The sequence below is a fragment of the Candidatus Woesebacteria bacterium genome (assembly GCA_016700095.1).
Classification (GTDB): domain Bacteria; phylum Patescibacteriota; class Microgenomatia; order UBA8517; family UBA8517.
On the sequence record CP065002.1, the window covers coordinates 1,092,648 to 1,113,000 of the forward strand.

General features: G+C 36.0%; 24 protein-coding genes. 11 read left to right on the forward strand and 13 right to left on the reverse strand.

The features are described 5' to 3' along the window. Window position 1: 1 nt before the first annotated feature. The 4 genes from IPM62_05440 to IPM62_05455 all read right to left on the reverse strand — a co-directional run bounded on the left by IPM62_05440 (window position 2) and on the right by IPM62_05455 (window position 2,995). Window positions 2-1,159, reverse strand: a complete 1,158-nt coding sequence (locus IPM62_05440) for a YncE family protein (GenBank protein ID QQS38794.1) — start codon at window positions 1,157-1,159, stop codon at window positions 2-4. Window positions 1,160-1,191: 32 nt separating this feature from the next. Then, complete coding sequence (locus IPM62_05445) at window positions 1,192-1,980, reverse strand: hypothetical protein (GenBank protein QQS38795.1); 789 nt, start codon at window positions 1,978-1,980, stop codon at window positions 1,192-1,194. Further along, the gene (locus tag IPM62_05450) at window positions 1,977-2,249 is read right to left on the reverse strand and encodes a metal-sensing transcriptional repressor (protein ID QQS38796.1); all 273 of its coding nucleotides are present in this window, start codon (window positions 2,247-2,249) and stop codon (window positions 1,977-1,979) included. The genes IPM62_05445 and IPM62_05450 overlap by 4 nt, the downstream gene beginning before the upstream one ends. A 197-nt stretch (window positions 2,250-2,446) precedes the next feature. Next, window positions 2,447-2,995, reverse strand: a complete 549-nt coding sequence (locus IPM62_05455) for a DUF4352 domain-containing protein (GenBank protein QQS38797.1) — start codon at window positions 2,993-2,995, stop codon at window positions 2,447-2,449. Between the two features lie 126 nt (window positions 2,996-3,121). Between IPM62_05455 and IPM62_05460 the strand changes: the two genes are divergently transcribed. Then, the gene (locus IPM62_05460; GenBank protein QQS38798.1) at window positions 3,122-3,346 is read left to right on the forward strand and encodes a helix-turn-helix transcriptional regulator; all 225 of its coding nucleotides are present in this window, start codon (window positions 3,122-3,124) and stop codon (window positions 3,344-3,346) included. A gap of 27 nt (window positions 3,347-3,373) precedes the next feature. Here IPM62_05460 and IPM62_05465 read toward each other — a convergent pair whose 3' ends face one another. From IPM62_05465 to IPM62_05485, 5 genes are read right to left on the reverse strand one after another with little or no spacing between them, the layout of a single operon-like run. Beyond that, window positions 3,374-4,897, reverse strand: a complete 1,524-nt coding sequence (locus IPM62_05465; GenBank protein ID QQS38799.1) for a hypothetical protein — start codon at window positions 4,895-4,897, stop codon at window positions 3,374-3,376. Beyond that, window positions 4,894-5,325 (reverse strand): hypothetical protein, encoded by a 432-nt coding sequence (locus IPM62_05470; GenBank protein QQS38800.1) that lies wholly within the window; start codon window positions 5,323-5,325, stop codon window positions 4,894-4,896. Before IPM62_05470 ends, IPM62_05465 begins: the two co-directional genes overlap by 4 nt. After that, window positions 5,315-6,070 carry a site-specific DNA-methyltransferase gene (locus tag IPM62_05475; GenBank protein ID QQS38801.1) on the reverse strand — a complete coding sequence of 252 codons (756 nt, stop codon included), beginning with the start codon at window positions 6,068-6,070 and terminating at the stop codon, window positions 5,315-5,317. Before IPM62_05475 ends, IPM62_05470 begins: the two co-directional genes overlap by 11 nt. Beyond that, on the reverse strand, window positions 6,061-7,353 hold the full coding sequence (locus IPM62_05480; protein ID QQS38802.1) for a DNA modification methylase: 1,293 nt from the start codon (window positions 7,351-7,353) through the stop codon (window positions 6,061-6,063). Before IPM62_05480 ends, IPM62_05475 begins: the two co-directional genes overlap by 10 nt. 50 nt (window positions 7,354-7,403) lie before the next feature. Continuing rightward, window positions 7,404-8,147, reverse strand: a complete 744-nt coding sequence (locus IPM62_05485) for a hypothetical protein (protein ID QQS38803.1) — start codon at window positions 8,145-8,147, stop codon at window positions 7,404-7,406. A 73-nt stretch (window positions 8,148-8,220) separates the two neighbouring features. Here IPM62_05485 and IPM62_05490 point away from each other — a divergent pair, with 73 nt between their 5' ends. After that, the gene (locus IPM62_05490) at window positions 8,221-11,301 is read left to right on the forward strand and encodes a DEAD/DEAH box helicase family protein (GenBank protein ID QQS38804.1); all 3,081 of its coding nucleotides are present in this window, start codon (window positions 8,221-8,223) and stop codon (window positions 11,299-11,301) included. A 3-nt stretch (window positions 11,302-11,304) separates the two neighbouring features. On the opposite strand, the gene IPM62_05495 is transcribed toward IPM62_05490, so the two are convergent. The 3 genes from IPM62_05495 to IPM62_05505 all read right to left on the reverse strand — a co-directional run bounded on the left by IPM62_05495 (window position 11,305) and on the right by IPM62_05505 (window position 12,946). Next, window positions 11,305-11,877: a hypothetical protein gene (locus tag IPM62_05495; GenBank protein QQS38805.1), complete on the reverse strand. Its 573-nt coding sequence runs from the start codon at window positions 11,875-11,877 to the stop codon at window positions 11,305-11,307. 328 nt (window positions 11,878-12,205) lie between these two features. Continuing rightward, window positions 12,206-12,481, reverse strand: a complete 276-nt coding sequence (locus IPM62_05500; GenBank protein QQS38806.1) for a hypothetical protein — start codon at window positions 12,479-12,481, stop codon at window positions 12,206-12,208. A 66-nt stretch (window positions 12,482-12,547) separates the two neighbouring features. Continuing rightward, complete coding sequence (locus IPM62_05505) at window positions 12,548-12,946, reverse strand: hypothetical protein (protein ID QQS38807.1); 399 nt, start codon at window positions 12,944-12,946, stop codon at window positions 12,548-12,550. 84 nt (window positions 12,947-13,030) lie between these two features. Here IPM62_05505 and IPM62_05510 point away from each other — a divergent pair, with 84 nt between their 5' ends. From IPM62_05510 to IPM62_05545, 8 genes are all read left to right on the forward strand, one after another. Beyond that, complete coding sequence (locus IPM62_05510) at window positions 13,031-13,852, forward strand: hypothetical protein (GenBank protein QQS38808.1); 822 nt, start codon at window positions 13,031-13,033, stop codon at window positions 13,850-13,852. A gap of 373 nt (window positions 13,853-14,225) precedes the next feature. Beyond that, window positions 14,226-15,308: a ribosome small subunit-dependent GTPase A gene (rsgA, locus tag IPM62_05515; GenBank protein ID QQS38809.1), complete on the forward strand. Its 1,083-nt coding sequence runs from the start codon at window positions 14,226-14,228 to the stop codon at window positions 15,306-15,308. Window positions 15,309-15,347: 39 nt separating this feature from the next. Continuing rightward, window positions 15,348-15,560 carry a hypothetical protein gene (locus IPM62_05520; protein QQS38810.1) on the forward strand — a complete coding sequence of 71 codons (213 nt, stop codon included), beginning with the start codon at window positions 15,348-15,350 and terminating at the stop codon, window positions 15,558-15,560. Between the two features lie 229 nt (window positions 15,561-15,789). After that, the gene (locus IPM62_05525; protein ID QQS38811.1) at window positions 15,790-16,503 is read left to right on the forward strand and encodes a CYTH domain-containing protein; all 714 of its coding nucleotides are present in this window, start codon (window positions 15,790-15,792) and stop codon (window positions 16,501-16,503) included. Next, window positions 16,466-17,272 carry an HAD family phosphatase gene (locus IPM62_05530; GenBank protein QQS38812.1) on the forward strand — a complete coding sequence of 269 codons (807 nt, stop codon included), beginning with the start codon at window positions 16,466-16,468 and terminating at the stop codon, window positions 17,270-17,272. Before IPM62_05525 ends, IPM62_05530 begins: the two co-directional genes overlap by 38 nt. A 226-nt stretch (window positions 17,273-17,498) precedes the next feature. Continuing rightward, window positions 17,499-18,164, forward strand: a complete 666-nt coding sequence (locus IPM62_05535; GenBank protein QQS38813.1) for a transposase — start codon at window positions 17,499-17,501, stop codon at window positions 18,162-18,164. A gap of 101 nt (window positions 18,165-18,265) precedes the next feature. Then, entirely contained in the window at window positions 18,266-18,487 is a 222-nt protein-coding gene (locus tag IPM62_05540; GenBank protein ID QQS39592.1) for a DUF1653 domain-containing protein, read from the forward strand. Continuing rightward, a complete protein-coding gene (locus tag IPM62_05545) occupies window positions 18,484-19,167 on the forward strand; it encodes an SDR family oxidoreductase (protein QQS38814.1) in 684 nt (227 codons plus the stop codon). Before IPM62_05540 ends, IPM62_05545 begins: the two co-directional genes overlap by 4 nt. A 10-nt stretch (window positions 19,168-19,177) precedes the next feature. On the opposite strand, the gene IPM62_05550 is transcribed toward IPM62_05545, so the two are convergent. Beyond that, window positions 19,178-19,843: an SHOCT domain-containing protein gene (locus IPM62_05550; GenBank protein ID QQS38815.1), complete on the reverse strand. Its 666-nt coding sequence runs from the start codon at window positions 19,841-19,843 to the stop codon at window positions 19,178-19,180. A gap of 366 nt (window positions 19,844-20,209) precedes the next feature. On the opposite strand from IPM62_05550, the gene IPM62_05555 reads away from it, so the two are divergent. Then, the gene (locus IPM62_05555) at window positions 20,210-20,353 is read left to right on the forward strand and encodes a hypothetical protein (GenBank protein ID QQS38816.1); all 144 of its coding nucleotides are present in this window, start codon (window positions 20,210-20,212) and stop codon (window positions 20,351-20,353) included.

Genomic DNA, 20,353 nt, shown 5'->3' on the forward strand with positions numbered 1-20,353 from the left:
ATTAGGGTGTTCCTCCCGACTGATTTGACCACAAACTAATACCATTTGGCATTTTGCCAACCTTTATTTTGGCAATCTCTTTATTAGTGGCAGTATCAATAACTGAAACATCATCACTTAAAAGATTGGTAATATATGCTCTTTTCCCATCAGGTGAAACAACGACACCATGCGGTGCAACACCCGCTTGAATATTACTGGTAACACGCTTTTCTTGAATATCGATGACATATACATAATCGCTAGTTGGCTTGCCAAAGTAATAGCCCTGATCTGCAACATACAAATACCGACCATCTGGTGTGGCATATGACTGTATTGCGCCTTCGGATTCAGATGGTAAACTTATATAGAAAACCTCTCCTGTGTCTGTATCATAAAATGCCATCTGCTTTGTGTCGTAAACAGAAGCGGCTATATAGTTGGTGTTAGGAATAACCGCTGTTTGTACCGCGCTTCCGGAAAGCAGGATAGTTGTTACTTCATTTGTTCTGGTATCAACCACACCAATCCCTTTTCCGCCAATAAATGCAACATATGCTTTTGTATCATCAGTAGAAAGACGGAGTCCATGTGGTTGTGCGTCTTTTGTAAGTGGGATGGTTTTCTCAACTTTGTATGTTATTCCGCTTATTTTATATACTAGTCCTGGTTCCTGTGCGGTAGTAAAAGCAGTTTTCCCGTCCCTGGTTACAACAATATGCGCAAGATGTTGGTCAGTTCCTATATCTATGCGTTTTACTATCGAGTCTTTTTGTGGATCAATCACAATTACTTGATCTGAAATTACTTCTTCTGTTTCATCATTTTCAGTGGAATCATTTTCTTCTTCATGTCCTCCAAGACCCATAAAGTTTGCCGTTACCCAAACACTTTTTCCATCTGGAGCTACTTGCACATTATGCGCTGAATAACCGACTTCCATCTCTCCATTCTTATAAGTAAGATCGATCTTACCAAGAAGTGAGTTATCTTTTGTATCAATTATAGCGATTGCACCCTCATCCTCTAGTGCTACATACAGTTTTTCTGTCGCTTGATTTTGCCTAACAGTTGACTTACTGGTGGGTACTATTCTATCTGAGAAAAAAGCCAATCCCAACACGATTATTACGAAAACAAAGGAGGCGATTATATATATGTGTTTAGATAATTGCATAGCAAAAGTTATTATTTCCTACATTTCTTGATTTAATTTACGACTACTACTCCTCCCGAACTTGGATTTAAGTGATCGTGGTACTCCCATGCACCTGTCTTTTTGAATATATATCGATAGACAGATCCTTTTGTGAACGCTCTAAACTGATCAAATGTTGGAAGCTTTTCATGTCCCGGGTGATTGGCTGAGGCAACCCACATATTCATACTGCTTTCATTTTGAAACTCAACCATGCCTCCTTCATTAATTTCTATCTTATCTGGTGTAAATCCATTGTCTGTGTACTTTACAGTTACCATTCCTTCCATACTGTGTGCAGGCATATCTGATGTGTTTCCTTCAACCAGATTTCCTGGAAGGGGTTCACCAGATCTTACATACCTTGCAATCAATGAGCCTTTCTCATTAACTACCGGAATTTCAAGATCATTAAAAACCTGATCGTTTTCCTGATCTTCATAAACCATTACAATTAATTCTTTATTCTTTATATCGACGTTGCCAAGCGGAATCTCTACATCAGTATGTGTTCCTGCTTTTAGGAAAGCACTTATCTCAACAATTTGACTCAGTGTGTCTCCTTGCATTTCACGAAGCGCAAGAAATCCATCTTTCTTAAGAGTTGCGCTTTTTATAACTACTTTATTTGTTGGCGTTTGCGGAGCAACAACAAGATCTTGTGTGCTTCGATTGCGTTCTTGAACTTTTGTTTTTGAGTTCTCTTGAGCTTTTGTACCGTTTTTATTAACCACAAAGTACAAAAGTCCTGATACGGTAATGGCAAAGAATAAAATAACAATAATTAAAATTCCTTTCATTGATATTTCTTAAAAACTTGCATTATTTCCTTTAGAGCTTCATCCTTTTTACCTTTGTTGATTGCATCTGCTGCACATTTTTGTAAATGGTTTTCAAGCATGAGGTGATCTACTTCCTTTAAGGCTTTTTGAATTGCTTGTGATTGGTGAAGCACATCAATGCAATATACATCTTCATGAACCATTTTGATTACTTTCTCTAGTTGCCCCTTGGCGATTTTGAGTCGGTGGATTATTCGCTCTTGTGTATCTTTAGGTCTGTATGCCATATACCCCCCATGGAGATAATCTACTACATCATGTAGTAGTATGTCAAGAGCAGAATTCCTTCATATGAGATTTGGAAAGTAGGGGAGCTAATTATTTAAACTAAAGATACATCATTATTCTAGTTTCAAAAAGGATCTTTAATAACACAAAAAATGCCCGATGTTATTCAGGCATTTTTGTCTTCGGATAGTAATAATTACATTCCAAGATCAACTAAGATGTTTTTATTGCTATAAAAACTAGCATTATATTGAAGTTTAAGACCTGTTGCGGTCTTTGGAACCTCAAATCCTACCCAATCAGTTTTTTTTGCTTTCGCTACTAATGCTCCATCCATTCCTAAAGAGCCAGAATTTTCTAGCCGTTTTCCAGTAACAGCAACTTGGTATTGATTGTTTTCACCATCAATAACAAACATCTGACCCATTGTAGTTATGAACTCTTGGTCTGACCCAGTATTTTCTATGGTCATATTCACATCTACCCAATGATTTCCTTCAGACGGCTTGGTATACTGAGCACCATCTGATGTTTCTACGTTGTTAACGGTTAGAATAACATCTCCCATCTGTACTTTGTCGCCAACCTTGTATGTCTCCTGACTTTGTTGTGAGTCATTATTTGAAGCTTGAGTATTATCAGAATTTGATCCTACTTTCTCACTATCACTACCCATACTGCTGAAGACGCCAATTACAATGATAACTAAGAGTGCAATTCCTCCCCATTTTAATAATTTCTTCATTTTATCTACACCTCCTCTCCTTATAGGTTAAATCCTAAGTTACCGCTAATTATAGAGGAAATCAAGCACTAAATCTACTAATAGTGCGTTGTACTAATGTGCGAGTTATTACGAAAATATATTACTATGTTAAGTAAGCTTAGATTTACCGAAATTGTCGGTGCGAATATAAGAGAGGAGAGAAAGAAGAAAGGCTGGTCGCAGGATCAGTTATCTGCTGAGTGTGGGTTCTATAGAACCTATATTAATCTAGTAGAAACGGCTAAGCGGACTCCTTCATCGTACACTCTTTTTAGAGTTGCGAAGGCACTGAAAGTCCCTGTCGATAATCTATATCCTTCCACCGTCTAATTAAAACATTATCCTTCAAATGTTTATTTAAAATTTTGTATCAAATGTTAAACGGTCCTCGTTTAAATTCCCGAGAGGTGAATACCTATCATACATACTACTTCCCATATCAATAATAATAACACTAGGTTCTCCCTGGTCTTCTTCTAAAACTTTTAGGATTAAAAGCGAAAAAGCATCAGCAAGATCGTCATGTTTTTCTATTCCAAAACCAGTTAGTTGCATAAGTAGTTCTTCGGCTCCTTTTCTTGGGAAGCGTACTTTGCCCAGTTTTATAAGATGAGTAACAAGCGCAAGTCTTGATCTTTTATCTTGTCCTGATACTTTCACTCCTTCTGCGGGAACGTTATTATTTTCCAAATGATGGATAAGAGCCGCTTGATATCCAACCTCTTCAATAAAAAGTTTTGTATATTGCCCGCTTCCCAGCTCTCTTGATAAGTCTTTTGCAAGCTCATATGTCTCAGGAAAACTTAATCTTTTATTGACCGGGAAAGGCAGTATATACACAGCAAGTTTATCGTTATATCCAAATACTTTTGCCGAAACCATAGCAGTATAATCAGCCGATTCCTTTTGGGAAATAGCAAGGTCAATTCCAGTTGCTGTATACAAAAACTCTCTGTTGTCTTCGGGTGGAAGCACATCGTAATATTGGATCCATTCGGGGTGAACAAGGCGGTCAGCGTCTGAAATTATCTTAAGTAAAAATTCTCTATACCAAGCGGATTCGCTTCCTATCTTTGATTTTAGATCATTTATTGATTCTTCGGTTTGAAATTTCTCAGGCCAAGCCACCCGACCTTCAGAACTAATAAGTGGATAAGAATAAAACTTGCCTTTTATCACAAGGTTTTCAATATTCTGCCTCAGTCTCATTAGAAGACTATCCTCGTGTAAAAGATTTCCAATAATCATGTATTTCGTATCACGATCTCCGATTGGTAAAACCTCTCCTGTTAACCATTGATGTGTTTTGTCTCTTCCTTCACGGGTCTTAACGCTATTTAGATCCTCCACATCATCGCAAATGACTAAGTCTGGTCTATATTGTTTATGTCTTAATCCTCTTATGCTTTGTTCAGATGATGCAACAGTAATTCTTGCTCCAAAGTTTGATAGTTCAAAAGTAGCAAGTCCTTTCTCATCTCCAGTTTCTTGAAATGGTCCAATGTCATTTTTAAGCAGTTCATTTCCTTCAAGCTCGTTTCTAATATTTGTCATTAGCTGTTTTGCCTGACTTTGAGTTTGACTTAGTATTAAAACAAACTTTTTCTGTTGTTCGCCAATTATTGACCAGATGACATATGAGAGGGTGATAAGGGTTGATTTTCCTGATCCTCTAAATGCTACAAGAACTACAAATTTATTATCCACGTCTTCTGTTATTTGAAACATTTCGGTGTGGAAGGAAGCAAATGGATAGCCAATGTAGTGAGATAGATAAATGGAGAAGAACCATTTATGGCTGTTTTTAGCAAGCATTCGTCTTACCGATCTTTTCTTCTTTATTGCCTCAAGCTCTTTATCAGAAATCACTTGTGCTGTCATTTATTTTCCTCCTCGTGTGTATTCGGCAGTAATGCCGCAAGTTTTAATGCTCTCGTTACCAATGCTTCTTGTTCTGGAGTAAGAGCTTCATTATCTGCTTTAAGCCTAGCCGTTACTTCAACTTTAGTTGCGTAATGAGGATGGTGGTGTTTCAGCCAGAAAATGATAGCTGTGAGGTTTTTGTCTCGGATCGCAGCCATGAGCTGGGACTCAGCCATATCATTCACAAGTAATGAACCTTCAGCTATGGAAATGTCTGCTTGTTCTGCGAAGACTTCATTTTCCTTTCGCCATCTATAATATGTTGCTCGACCAATACCAACTTTCTCACACGCAACTTGGACAATAGGCGTTTTCTTAAGTTGTTCAAGAAGTAATTCCTGAGTCTTATCAATCCGCTTCTGAATCGTAGTTTGATTATTTTCCATCTTTTATCCTTTCTGCTTTAATTCCAGAAACTTTTTCAAAGCGATCAATAATTACTTGGCAGTACTCCGGATCTATCTCAACCATGAGGCATTTCCGTTTCGTTTGTTCGCAAGAAATAAGTGTTGATCCTGATCCGCCGAACGGATCATAGACATAGTCATTAACTTTTGAACTGTTAAGGATTAAGTTTCGCAATAACCCAACAGGTTTCATGGTTGGATGAAGAGGACTTTTATTTGGTTTTGGATAAATGAGAATACTTTTGTCTTTTGCCTTATAGAATTCATGGCTTCCAAACCATCCGTATGCGATCAGCTCATGTTGTGGTAAATAGTGAAGCCGTCCGACGACAACATTGTTTTTGATCCAAACAAGTAGTTGTGTAAGTCGAAAACCCGCATCAACAATGCCATCTCGCAAGGAGAACACCATTTTGTCTGAGTTAAAAATGTAAAAAGAATTTTTCTTGGCAAGATATGGCTTTATTGCTTCTAGCCATTCCTTCGTAAAATGGCGATACGTTCCTTCTGTTTGGTTGTGATCGTTGGCTATCTTTTTATTACTCTTAATTTCCGTAAGTTCAGCTTTTCCTTCAACATAAGCCACGCCGTAGGGCGGATCCGTCAGAAGGAGAGAGATTCGATCATCTAAAATAAGCCTCTTTAACAACGCTGAGTCTTTTGCATCTCCACACGCCAAGCGATGATCACCGAGTTGTAGAACATCACCTATTTTTATTTGCATAGCTTTGCCTCCTGTCCAGTCAACTTCTCGAAGCGCTTGATAATAAGGTCACAAAAAATAGGCTCAATTTCGCAAAGATATGCTCTGCGTTTGAGTTGTTCACACGCAATGAGAGTAGATCCGGAGCCACCGAATACATCAAGCACGATGTCTCCAGCTTTCGTGCAACGACGTAATGCTTTTTCATGGAGTGTTGGTGGTTTTTCTGTCGGATGTTCGTATTCTTGTGCAGGAAGACGTTTTGCTAGCCATATATTAAAAAGGTCAAGGATATCATCTGTCAGTCGATTTCCTGTTCCTACCTCTTTATTGAGAACCTCATTCAGGTTTTTGACTGATTCGGAAAGATACGGATTACCTTGAATACCATAAACGCATGGTTCATACACTTTATTAAATGCAGTTTGTGGAGTGACGTTCTGGTTATTCTTAATCCAAAGACAAACTCGTTTGTTTATAATCCCAAGTTCCTTGTATATTCCCTGGATTAGTCCAATGTAATTTTCATCACACCAATAAAACACGTGTGCATCAGGAAAAGCAGTTGATAGCCCATTTTCAAGCGTTTTCTTGAGAAACGCTTTATATTCTTCTTCAGATTTCTTGTCATTCGTTTTCCCGCCATATTTTCCATTTGTTCCAATCCCGTTGCTGTAATCGAGCGAGATATTATATGGGGGATCGCAGTAGAGCATGGATATCTTGTCATCCTGTACTAGCTTTTTGAGTACTTCGGGATCTGTCGCGTCTCCACAAATAAGTCGGTGCGATCCAAGCTGGTATATATCTCCCCATTTGCTTTTTGGTTCTTTGATCTTTTCAATTTCTTTTTTAACATCAAAGTCGTCATTTTCGACTCCCAAGTTATCATCCCAAATGTGTGAAAGATCGCTATCATCAAATCCAACATCAAGTAACAGCTCGACATTAAATGATTTCAGAAGTTCAAAATCCCATTCTCCAGTATTGCGGTTAAGACGTAGATTCAACTCCTTTTCCTTCTGAAGATTGGGGATATTAACATAAACTACAGGTACTTTTTCTATACCTAGTCTTTTTCCTACTTCGAGTCTGAAATGTCCACCAATTACAATATTTTTTCGATTAGATGCACCATTCGCAATAATGGGATCTATCAATCCGAAGCGCTTAATACTCTCCGTTAATTGCTTGGCAGCTTCCTCATCCCATTTTCTTGGATTGTATTCAGCGGGGCGAAGTTCTTGAGCTGAAACATAAACGATAGAATATGGGTTCTCTTGTTTAGTATGTGCGTTCAACATACTATCAATAATAGGATGAAAAAGGGCTTGTGTATAAACAACAATTGTGACTAATTGATGTTGAGGCGTTTCTTGTAGCGGTTGATAGCTATATTTATTTCGTTGTAATCAAGTGAGTCACCAAATTCTTGCTGTATGATATCCCCAATATCCTTTTCCGACTTTCCTTCTTGTTCAAGCTCATAAATTCTTTGATCTCGGTCAAAGTTCTTAATAGGCTGGAACTTATCAGCCTTCCTATACATTAAATCTTTCTGCATTCGCTTCACCCACGGCCAAATATGCCTGATGTCATTGAGGGTCGTATCGCCATCAATTTCAAGCGAAAGTCTTTTCATACCGTTTTCCCATGTCGTAACCATAGTTACTCCTGCGGTCAAGTTCAGATTATCGGGATCATTAAATAAAAGGTAGCGACGAATACCAGTGTGCCAACGTGGAGAAAGGCGATATTTTCTGACGACACCCCATACATCCTCACGAAATGCATGCATTGGAGCTTTAGCGTTACACTCTTTTCTTTTATCCTCAGCTTCTAGGAACTTTTTCTCTTTATTTAAGCTATCAATCTCTGCTCGACACTTCGGCCATTCTGTTTTGTAATACTCGTCAGTTGCAATATCAAGCTTATGATTCCATTCTAAATTGTCATCCTCATTCTTTATTCCTTCGGAAGGAATATTCCATTTTTTCCTGAGGTCAGCAATTTCTTTCTGAAATGCAGGTCTGCTGACAAGCACTTTTATTTCCTGTTTCAGTCGCTTCGTTTTTTCAGCAAAATAGTCTTTTTTCATAGCCCATAATTCTAGCTTTATACATTCGTATTGTATATAATTCAGCTAATAAAAGGAACAGCTTCAAATCACCGTGAATAATGATCAATTTATAATCAACACAAAAGTATTAGGTAATCCTATTAGGCAGGTTAATAAATCTGCTACATTTTCCGGCGATAAACCTAGAGCGTTAACACTTAGTAATAGAAGAATTGCTACATTCCCCAGATCTTGCGAAAAAGTAATTAAATCCTGGGATAAGCAATTCTCTTTCGTCGAAGAAAAACGAGAAAATGATCAAATTCTTGAAGAAGGATTGCGTCCGCCCCAAATCGGTGCACTCCATGCCGCACTCGCTCATTGGAAAGTAACAAACGCATCAGCCACCATTGTTATGCCTACTGGTACAGGAAAAACGGAAACAATGCTTGCACTTATGGTTTGCGAGCGAATAGATAAAATCCTAGTAGTTGTACCAACAGATGCGCTAAGAGATCAGATCACGAATAAGTTCCTAGGTCTCGGATTATTAAGAAAAATTGGAGCTGTTGGAAGGAAAGCAGAAAATCCTATCGTGGGGACCCTCGAGCATCGACTCAAAACAGTAGATGAGGTAAATAAATTTTTTGGGTCATGCAATGTGGTGATAACGACAATGGCAATAGTAGGTGGATGCTCAGAAGAAATTCAAAAGGCAATGGCTGGAACAGCTACGTACCTTTTTATAGATGAGGCACATCATATTTCAGCACCAACTTGGCAAAAATTCAGAAAATTCTTCAAAGAAAAAACCATATTACAATTTACCGCCACACCTTTTAGAGGAGATGGAAGACATATTGATGGAAAGGTAATTTTTAATTATCCATTACGAAAAGCGCAAAGCGAAGGGTATTTCAAGCAAATCAGTTTTATTGGTGTAAGAGATTATAATAAACAACGTGCCGATGAGACTATTGCCAAAAGAGCAATCAAAAAGCTGGAAGAAGACCTTGCACAAAATCTAGACCATATTATCTTGGCGCGAGCAGATAGTATAACTCGTGCGCGAGATATATTTGCTATTTACCAACAACACGGCGCAAATCATAATCCTCAACTTTTTCATAGTAAGAAAAAAGTGGCTGAAAAACGCCAATCTCTTAATGAAATAAATGAAAGAAAATCAAGAATTATTGTATGTGTTGACATGTTTGGAGAAGGTTTTGACTTACCTGAATTAAAAATTGCAGCACTCCATGATGTGCATAAAGGTCTTGCCATTACATTGCAGTTTACAGGAAGATTTACAAGAACAAAACCAAATATTGGTTCCGCAACGATTGTTGCAAATATCGCCAACCCTGGTGTTGAAGAAGCGTTAAAAGACTTATATGCAGAAGATGCTGATTGGGATAAATTACTACGGAACTTAAGTGAAGGAGCGACTACCAAACAGGAAAAGCTATCTCAGTTTTTTGAAGGATTTGTGGATTTGCCTCCAGAATTCTTACCTCAAAATATTTTGCCTAAAATGAGCACTGTTGTTTATAAAACAAATAATACGCGGTGGACTCCCGAAAACATACCAAAAGTAGTAAAAGAATCTAGGCTTTTTATTGACCCTACTGTAAATCAAGGAGAAAAAGTCGTGTTCTTTGTTACCTGCGAGAAAGAACCAATTTCTTGGGGCAATTTTAAGGATATCCATAATACGATTTGGGATCTGTATTTGATTCATTGGGATGAAGCTCAAAAATTATTATTTATCAATAGCTCAAACAACAGGTCCTTCCATGGGGAATTAGCAAAAGCTATTTGTGGCGATGATGTTGAAATAGTTCGTGGAGAACAAGTGTTTCGTACTCTCTCTGGGATCAATAGATTAAGCCTTATGAATCTTGGCTTAACACATTCCTTAAATCGAGCAATGCGATTCACAATGTATGTTGGATCAGACATACTATCAGCAATCTCGGACGCTCAGCAACAAAATAGGATTAAATCCAATCTTTTTGGAAGAGGTTTTGAGAATGGTAGTAAAACAAGCATCGGGTCATCTTACAAAGGGAGGATTTGGTCTTATAAAATAGCAGATGATATCTCGGAATGGATTGAATGGTGCCGAAAAACAGGCACAAAATTACTTGATGATACTTTTTCTGCAACAGATATTCTTAAATATGTATTGCGCCCAACTTTAATAACACAACGGCCAAACCTCGTACCGCTAACAATAGAGTGGCCAGAAGACTTACTCTTGAAAAGCGAGGAAACTGTTGAACTAAATATCGCGGGAGAGACGATTCCATTGTATGAAGCAGGTATTGAGTTAACGGACTTTAATAAAACAGGCCCAATAAAGTTCCAGGTTTTTAGTGAAAACAAAAGTGTTGAATATAAAATTGCATTTAATAATAACAATGTTGAGTATTTACCGACTGGGCAAGACACTGCACAAATTATAATTGCGAGAAAACCACAATCCCTTCCTGATTGGTTAAAAGAGAATTCTCCTATTGTTCGTTTTGAAAACGATTCATACCTACAATACAACGTTCTTTTTGAAAATCCTGCTGATCCGCCTGCACCTTTTGATAAGGATAAGATTCAAATATGGGACTGGAATGGTATTGATTTGAGTAAAGAATCGCAGACAGTAAATAAAGATACTGACTCAATACAATATCGAGTCATACAAGAGGCACTAAAGGATACCCACGATTCACAATATGATGTCGTTTTTGACGATGACGATTCCTATGAAGCTGCGGATGTAATAGGAATTAAAATGACAGAGGAGAAATTAATAGTTGATTTATACCATTGTAAGTTCTCCCAATCTGCCACTCCCGGAGCAAGAGTCGAAGATCTATATGCAGTTTGCGGTCAAGCACAAAAAAGTGTTCATTGGAGAGATGATATACAAAAACTTATCGATCACTTAACTTTACGTGAGGTGAGTCGACAAAAGAAAGGATTGGTTTCAAGATTTGAAAAAGGTGATTTAGAAAAACTCGAAGAAATAAGAAATAAAGTACCTTATCTTATTCCTGAATTTACAATCACAGTTGTTCAGCCAGGTTTATCTAAAAACCAAGCAAGTAATAGTCAACTAGAACTACTCGCCGTTACAGAAAATTATCTTAAAGAAACACACGCAATAAACTTAGAAGTGATAGCCAGTCAATAAACTTCAGCTGATAAGTCTCAAAACAAACGGGACAATTCTTGTTGTCGGCAGTTTATATCGATACGCAATTTTGTAATACCACTTGAAACATATCTTCTTCATTTCTTCACATTGCTGATCAAAGACAAAGTCATCCTCTACGTCATTAAGAAGACTTCCTGCTGCTCGTTCTATTGCAATACTGAGTAGCGCATATTCATTTTCATAATCAGGGTCGAAAAAGTCTCGTGATCTGTGCCTTTTTGATTCGGCAAGAGCAATCAGTTCGTCCTCGATGGCAAGATATAACCTAATTCCATCACTGCTTCTTACCTGCTTACTCAGTAGCGGCTTTTTATTCAATAGTATTGCTCTCCATAGAACTTCGTAGTCAAAATGTAGCGAATAAGAAAGCCTAGAAATTTCTGGAATAATTCTCTTATTGATATATCTCTTTCGTAATTCTCGTGGCGTTAGGTTATCATTAATTTTATATTTCGTTTTTACATGGCAAGTAATAGCATAACAGGCATATGAATGAGTAAATAACATAAGCCTTGCCCTATTAAATGTTGTATATTTTCTTGCCCTTGCCATAATTAAAGGGCAGAAACACAACTATATCAAAATATATCATTTATCTGTTGTGTTGTTATGGGATATTATAGAAAATAAGACACCCTTTTTTATAGTGTCTCGTTTGTCTCATTTAGCCTTGATGTGAGACAATCGTTATAAGGATAAGAAGGTTCTAGACCGAGCCTCTCAGCAAACTCGGAAAAACAAAGATAGAAGTAGTATTTTGGGCCGCTACTTCGGGCTTTTCTGAGAGTTCGAATAAAACACTTTATTTATAATCCTTTGTTTTTTTCATATCCTGAAGTACCAAGAATGGATTTAGGCCTTCAATTCGGAGTTTTCTGCCTTATAATTTTAAGTTCGAACCTAAAGCACTTAAAATTGTCCTTTTTGTATCTGTATCTCCTTTTGCAAACCAATAACGAGCGTGGGTGGTAAAATTATAGATTTTTTCAAGATCCGCCTGATATGAGTTTCTCTCTGCTCGCCACCGTTTTGTATGCCTACCAGAATTTCCATTAGGAGCAATACCATTCTTAGATAAGAACTTGCGTACAGATTCTATTTCACCGTAAATATACTTATTTTTAAGGCTAATCCAGTCAATTTTTAATTGTTTCACACCCAGGTTGTACCTTAATCATTACATTTTCTTTCTCTAGGAAAAACAGGAGCTTTGAGTGTAGATTTAAGGATTAATGTGTACCAATGCAAGCCATACCACGGTTAAATCGACGACTAAACCAGCCAGTGCATAAGAAACTGTGAGAAGTAACCATAATCCAAATACACGCCAAATATATCTTTTAATTTTCTTTTTATCTCGTCTTTTATGGGCAAGATAAGAAACTAATAATAGATATCCTAAAAGAGGGATGTAAACAATATTTCTTATCCCGCGATATAGATTAATGTAGTGCTCAGAACCAAATTGGTAACCAGAGAAACCTCCTTCTTTTGTAGGAACATTTTCAGGAGCAAATAGCCCATCATTTATAGAAAGATATACAAAATATACAGTAATCAATAAAGCTGACACCAAGATAATTTTCCTCAATAGGTATTCTGTTTTTTCAAGATTATCCATTTGTTTAAATCTGACCTTCTTGAATACTCATACTATTACTATGCTACACTAATTGTATTACCGAAACAAAGATTGATTAAACCTATGAAAGAAAGGTTGCAAAATAAATTATCCGCAGAGCTCCAATTAATAAAATCTCAAAAACATTTAAGAATATATCTAGGTTTAGGATTCTTTTTCACACTTATTGGTACGCTAATAAGGGCAACATTTACTAATAATGAGTTGTTAACCAACTTAGGAATACTTCTTGGAGCTGTTGGTAGTGTTATGTTTGTTTGGGGAACTATCAAATACGCACATATTAAGGGAAGAAATATCTTCTCGTTTTTGGTCGTATTGTTTATGCCATTTACTTATCTATGGTTCCTTGTGCTTTTTGTATTAAAACCAAAGATTGCCACTGAAAAAATACCCTGTATTCCGATGATGGCTAAAGAATATGTATTAACTTTGGTGTCAACCCTTTGCTTGTTCACATACTCACTGATTAGGTTGAATGTTCACTTTACTTATCTTGGATTGGATAATTACAGTAATTTAATCCCAATGTGGTTGGTAGTTATCGTTTTACCAACAGTACTTATACTTCCCGTTTGGGCTTTAATAAAAAACAAAAGGAAAATGCTGACGGCAACTGGCTGGTTAATGTTACTTTTATTTTTTCTGTGGCTTTTTATTGTACCAAAAGATAGTGCCGAAGAGATTTACAAAGTTATGAGAAATCAAGTATATGTGTATTTACTTTTTTATGCAATATTACACTTGCTAATTCACGGAATTTATTGGATTAAATCTAAAAAGAGAAGTTGGGTAACTCCTGAAGGTTTATTTCACTGGTATTGGGCACTGATATTCACCACCTTCTATTACTCAGTTTATGACTTTGTGTTGAAGCTAATTTAGTACGCTGGAGTAACAGTAGGGATGAAAACTGGTTTACTAACTATAGCAAAATATGTTCGAATAGCGTCTATGCTCGCCAGCACTTCGGCAGGCTCAGTGCATGCCCAGATTCGTTCATATGACATGGTATGTATCAAGGTGAAGATTAAAGAACCACCTAATGGGACAAAAGAAAACCAATATGACATATAACTATATCAAATTACGTCATTATTAACTCTTTTTATACTGTCCCATTTGTTCCATTTAGCTTCAAGATGGTACACTTATAGCGACAGTAATGGTTTAGACCCGTATGTTCAGCAAAATCCAAAAATTGTAGTAAAAAGCCTGCCTCATGTCTAGTTTTTTAAACCGTTTGATATAATTAGATATGGATTATGCAAAAATATCGATTAACGAACTTGGATTTGATAAATTTTTTGAATCTAATCTTAAAGAATTGGAAGTTGAAAAATACACAATCGCACGCGTTATTGCGGAATATAAAGAAGCATATAGGGTAATAAGCAATAATGGTGAATTTTTAGCAAAAATTACAGGTAAACAAATATTTAATGCTACAAAAAGAGAAGATTATCCCGCAGTTGGAGATTGGATTTTAATAACTGAGCTTAATGATAACAAGGCAATAATCCATCAAATACTACCTAGAAAAACTTTATTAGAGAAAAAATATAGCAATAAACAAGAAAATCAATTAATCGCTACAAATATCGATACTGCCTTTATTATTGAATCTGTTGACAGAGACTTTAATCTTAATCGATTTGAAAGATATTTGATTATTTCGCGGAAAGCAAATATTATTCCGGTCTTTATACTTAATAAGATTGATTTAATTTCTAAAACAGAGATTAATAACCTATTTTCTCAAGTAAAAAGTAGATTTAATAAAGTAGAAGTTATTTTAACAAGCACAAAAACAGAAGCGGGAATTAATAATTTAATAAAATATATAAAGAAAGGGCAAACTTATTGTTTCTTGGGTTCATCTGGAGTTGGTAAATCTTCACTGGTAAATGCATTGCTTGGGAAAAACATAATTAAAACACAGGAAATTAATACAACAAACGAGCGTGGGAGACATACAACCTCTGTTAGAGAGTTATATCTTTTAAAAAATGGCGGAATAGTAATAGATAATCCTGGAACCAGAGAAGTTGGAATATCAGATTCATATAGCGGAATAGAAAATGTTTACAATGAAATAACCGACTTATCTAGAAATTGTAAATTTTCTAATTGTACACATACAAACGAACCAGAATGTGCAATATTGGCTGCAATAGCGAATAATTTGCTTGATATAAATAAATTTGATAATTATCTTAAACTTAAGAAAGAGTCAGAATATTTTGAAATGAATAAGCGAGAAAAAAGACTGAAAGATCGTAAATTTGGGATATATGTAAAAAAATATTTTGATAACTTAAACAAAGAACCACATATTTAGCTTTAACGATAAAATGAGTTCAGACCAAAATTCTCAGCAATGAAATTTCTTGAAAATGTTTTAATAAAAATCTTAAGTGTTATTTTCTCTCCGTTGATTGATAAAGATGGCTTCCTGAAGTTACCAAAGAACAAAAAGGGGAGGATTAGAATTCTTTATCTTTTGATGTTATCTGTCATGGTTGTTTCCGTAATTTACTTCCTTACTCAAGATGCTATTTTTAGACTGCCGCTTCTGATCATGGAAGAGTAAAGAAAATAGATCCGAATAACATCCACAGTTCGCCAGCAACATAATGTAACAAGCGCCTTGTCAAAACTTTAAATTAGACTCATGAGTGCAATTGTTTCGAATTAATAGATTTAACGAGAGTTGGATCCGAATTAAACAAGCTCGCAATCATTAACACAGCGTTTTGAACAAACACTCCTTATCTAAATTCCTGGAATAACGACCGCACGTGTGTTAGTATTTCGTATAAATGGCTCAGGAAAAAGAAATAAAGATTCAACTAAAAATACAACTTGACGATTTTGTTAAAAGAATCCAGAGAAAAGGATATAAATTGGTTCACAAACTTAACCAAACCGATATCTACTTTGATACAAAAGATTGGTTTCTGTATGAAAGCATTGCTGCCTTAAGACTAAGGCGAATTGATAATAACGATAGCTCTTTTTCGTTTAAAAAAGTATTTTATCTTCCTAAACAAAAAGATTACTATGTCGAAGAAATTGAAGTAAAATTTCCGATAAATAATTTTGATGAGGCTAAGAAAATTTTTGAGAAAGTAACAATTCCCTTTGACAAAAGTATATTAAAAAGCGGAAGTGAGTTAACTAAATATTTAGCGAAGTACAACTATTTCGACGAACAGAAAATGACGAAATTACGAACGGTGTATTCAAAAGGTGAAGATGAGATAACCATCGACGAAGCTGACAATGTCGGGATAATTATTGAACTTGAATGTCAGAATAACGAACCACTTCACGTTGTAAAAACTTTTTTAAGTGACAACGAATGGGAACGAAGTGTCGAAGGTACAAGTTATATTTGGTTAAAAAACGTCAAAGGGTTAACATCACATATTAAAAACCTGGAAAGATTCAAGACAGAACCCGACTGGAATGTTTGGGAAAATGAAAAGGAAATGTATGAAGAAATCCAAAAAAAACAAGATGGTGGATATTAATAAATCAAGTCTATACAAGGCACTCATTTCTGACATCGATGGTACACTTACACCGATTATCCCCAATTCCCTTCCTTCAGAAAAAGTGACCTGCAAAATTAAAGAGGCTGTGAATAAAGGTCTAATATTTTCACTTGCCACTGGAAGACCGTTTTTCTTGGCTAAATATCTTGTCGACCATTTGGGATTAATTGGTCCCTCCATAGTTGATAACGGTGCAGTAATTGTTGATAGTCATGACGGATCTACAATATGGGAAGCTAATTTACCAAACGAGGAAGCAAACCAAGTAATATCTTCGGTAAAAAAGTATAAATTACGCAGAGCCTCGTTGGATAGTGGCGTACTTGAAAATCCAACGAAACTGCCCAACAACTCCAAAGTAAGAAAACTGTCAATCCACGATATTTCTGAAGACATTGCAGATAAAATTATTTCGAAAGTAAGTTCATTGTATAGTGACGTCATCGGAACGAAGGCAGCATCGTACAAGGGTCAGCATTTAGTTGACGTTTATTTTTCGAATATCAAGGCGACAAAGCAATACGCAGTTTTCAAACTATCAAAAATATTAGGTATACAGGAAAGTGAAATAATTGGAGTGGGTGACGGATATAACGATTTTCCTCTCTTGATGGCATGTGGCATGAAAGTTGCAATGGGTAATTCCGTGAATGATTTGAAGGGTATTGCGGATTACATAGCTCTTTCGGTCGAGGAAGATGGACTGGCAGAGGTAATTGATAAATTCTACTTAAACAAGCTGTAGTGAATATAATTTAATAAAATTATATTTATCCATCAAATCATTGATTAAATACCAAATATCATTTGAACAAACACACAAGCCAAAAAGTAATGGCAAAATTGTAAGAAAAACATATTAGCTGGGATAACCTATCACCCTAAAGGAAATATACTTCTAAAGCTATTATCTTCTCACCCTACAGGTGATATAGCTTTACACATCTCCCTATTAATATTATATTTTAGTAATGCCCAATAAAAGATCAGTTGTATTTGCAACTAACGAAATCTATCACACGTATAACCGGTCGGTTGCCAACGAAGAAATATTTAATAATTCCAGAAATATAAACCGGGCCTTAGACCTTATCAATTATTACAAAAATCTTTCTAATTTGAGATTCTCGTATTTTGTAAAATTGAGTCAAGACAAGAAAAATGAACACCTCAAGTCTAAAAAAATCATTCCTCTTGTGGAAGTTTATGCCTTTTCCATAATGCCCAATCATTTTCATTTACTGGTAAGACAACTTTCCGAAAATGGGATAGAAAAATTCTTATCAAATTTTCAAAACAGCTTTGCAAAATATTATAATATTAGAAACAAAAGATATGGAGCCTTGTTTCAGCGACCGTTTAAAGCGAAACATGTCGCGGGTGACAAGGAATTACTACATCTGTCTAGATATATACATCTTAATCCCGTAACCTCTTTCATGTTGGATCTCGAGGAATTGAAAACAAGCAACCTAACATCCTTTCCCCATTATTTGAAACCTGTAAATAACTTAGTGAATAGCGATTTAATTATAAAGCTTGCTGGTTCCAAAACAAAATATCTGCAATTTGTTTCAAATCAAGTAGATTATCAAAGGAAGTTGGGCAAGATCAATCATTTAATAATTAAAAAGTAAGTTGTGTAGCCTTATTTCACCCGTAGGGTGTAATTCTTTATTAGAATAAATACTTTTCTAACTATACAAGATGTTATAAAATCCAAATCGTGAGTAATAATTTGAAACCGGGTAAATACAAACATTACAAGGGTCACCTCTACAACGTAATTGGGGTTGCAAAGCACTCTGAATCCTTGGAAGAATTAGTTGTTTATGAGACTTTATATGACAATCCCACAGCAAAATTATGGGTAAGGCCGCTTGAGATGTTTACCGGGAAAGTCAAAATTGGGGGCAAAACGATTCCAAGATTTATTTTTGTAGGAAATAGAAAAGTATGAAAAAAGTAGTATTAATTACAGGTGGCTCTGATGGTTTAGGACGAACAATTGCCAAATGCGTATCATCGGATTACCAAGTTGTCATACTCTCGCCAACTGAACAGAAATTGAAAAAGGTGGCAAAAGAAATTGGGGTAGATTATGTCTTAGCTGACGTTTCCAATTATGCAAGTGTTGAGAACGCCATTAAGCTAATTATCAAGAAATACAAACAAATCGACTGTTTGGTAAACAATGCAGGTCTTTGGATTCAGGGCGAACTGGATGACAACGACATAACACACATTGAAAACGTTATGAAAGTGAATGCCTTGGGTGTTATTTATATTACTAAAGCTATTATTCCTCTAATGAAAAAACGCAAATCGGGATTAATCATCAACATAAATTCTCAAGGAGGGTTGTATGCAAAAGCGGAAAGGTCGGTTTATAGTGCCGCAAAATGGGGCATCACTGGTTTTACAAAATCGCTTCAACCGGAATTGGCAAAATATGGAATTGCCGTCACGGGAATTTATCCGGGTAAATTGGATACCAAGATGTTTGAAAAAATCGGAATCGACAAAGATATGACCGACGCCCTTGATACCAAAGAAGTAGCACGGGTTATTAAGTTTCTACTTGAATCTCCACAGGGTGTCGTCTTTCCGGAGATCGGCATCATGTGTATAAAGTATTAGTGAAGAATCGTTAATTATTCTCGAGTAATTGTTTTTTAGCCAACTTAAACTCCTCATTCGTAATAATGTTTTGTTTTCTCATATCGGCAAGTTTTTTTATCTCTTCCGCGATGGATGACGAAGGAGGTGTTTCAGGTTTATTATTATGTGTAGAATTATTTGCATCCACATCATCATTTTGGCCTCCTATAGCTTTGGAGATAATCGCAAGAATCCTATCGCGTTCATCACAAACGGCCATTATTTCTTTGCTTGCATTGTGGAATCTTTTCGACCACCATCTCCATTGGAGTCTCCCAATAAGTACTCCTCCAGAACCCATAAACTCAATGCAAAATTTTCCATCTTTTCCTTGATCGTTATAGTCTATGGGTGCATAATTTCGAAATGCCGTAAAAGGAATGGATTCATATTTTATTGCTTTACTCATGAATTTATTCTTCCCCACCGAAACTATAAATCCTTTGGTGTGGATAAAAACCAAAGTCGGCGCATCAGCACTTGATTCAATATTCCATTTATTATACGTACACCAACTGGCAGCCAAAACGTCAGCGAATTTTACACCTTCAGTTGCCAACACTTTCAACAATCCATCCGCGTCAATATCTACCGAGGCATTGAAATATGCAGGTAACGAGGCTATTAAAGATTTGATTTCTTCAGTGTCAGTCATAGGTCGCATGATAAAAGTAGTGTATTCCTCTATCGCCAGAATTTTCCATGTGCAGGACATTCCCAACCTGTTTTATCGCACGTGTTACAATTCAACTTGCCTGCAATACCAGCCGTATAACCTTCTCCCTTACAAACTTTACATTTAATAAGATTTAATTGACATTTTCGACACTTCGGCGTCATACGTGAATAGTAACAAAATAATAAATTTTACACAATTATATTTAAAACAAAGATTGTATGTGTATGTACTTGTTTTGATAGTTAGAAGTTGTATCATTATTCAAAGTGAACCTGATTGGCAATTATTAATGACTTTTAAAACATATTAAGATCAATAATTAATCAAGGGAGGTGAATAAATATGAGTAATCCAAATCAACGTCCCAATTCTGAAACGAGACCAGAAAAGCGTCCCGAATGGCCGCCACAGAAACAATCCCAACCCAATCCAAGTATTGCTCGGGCATTAGGTAATTTAGCAGTTAAAAATTCAGGTAATAAGTAA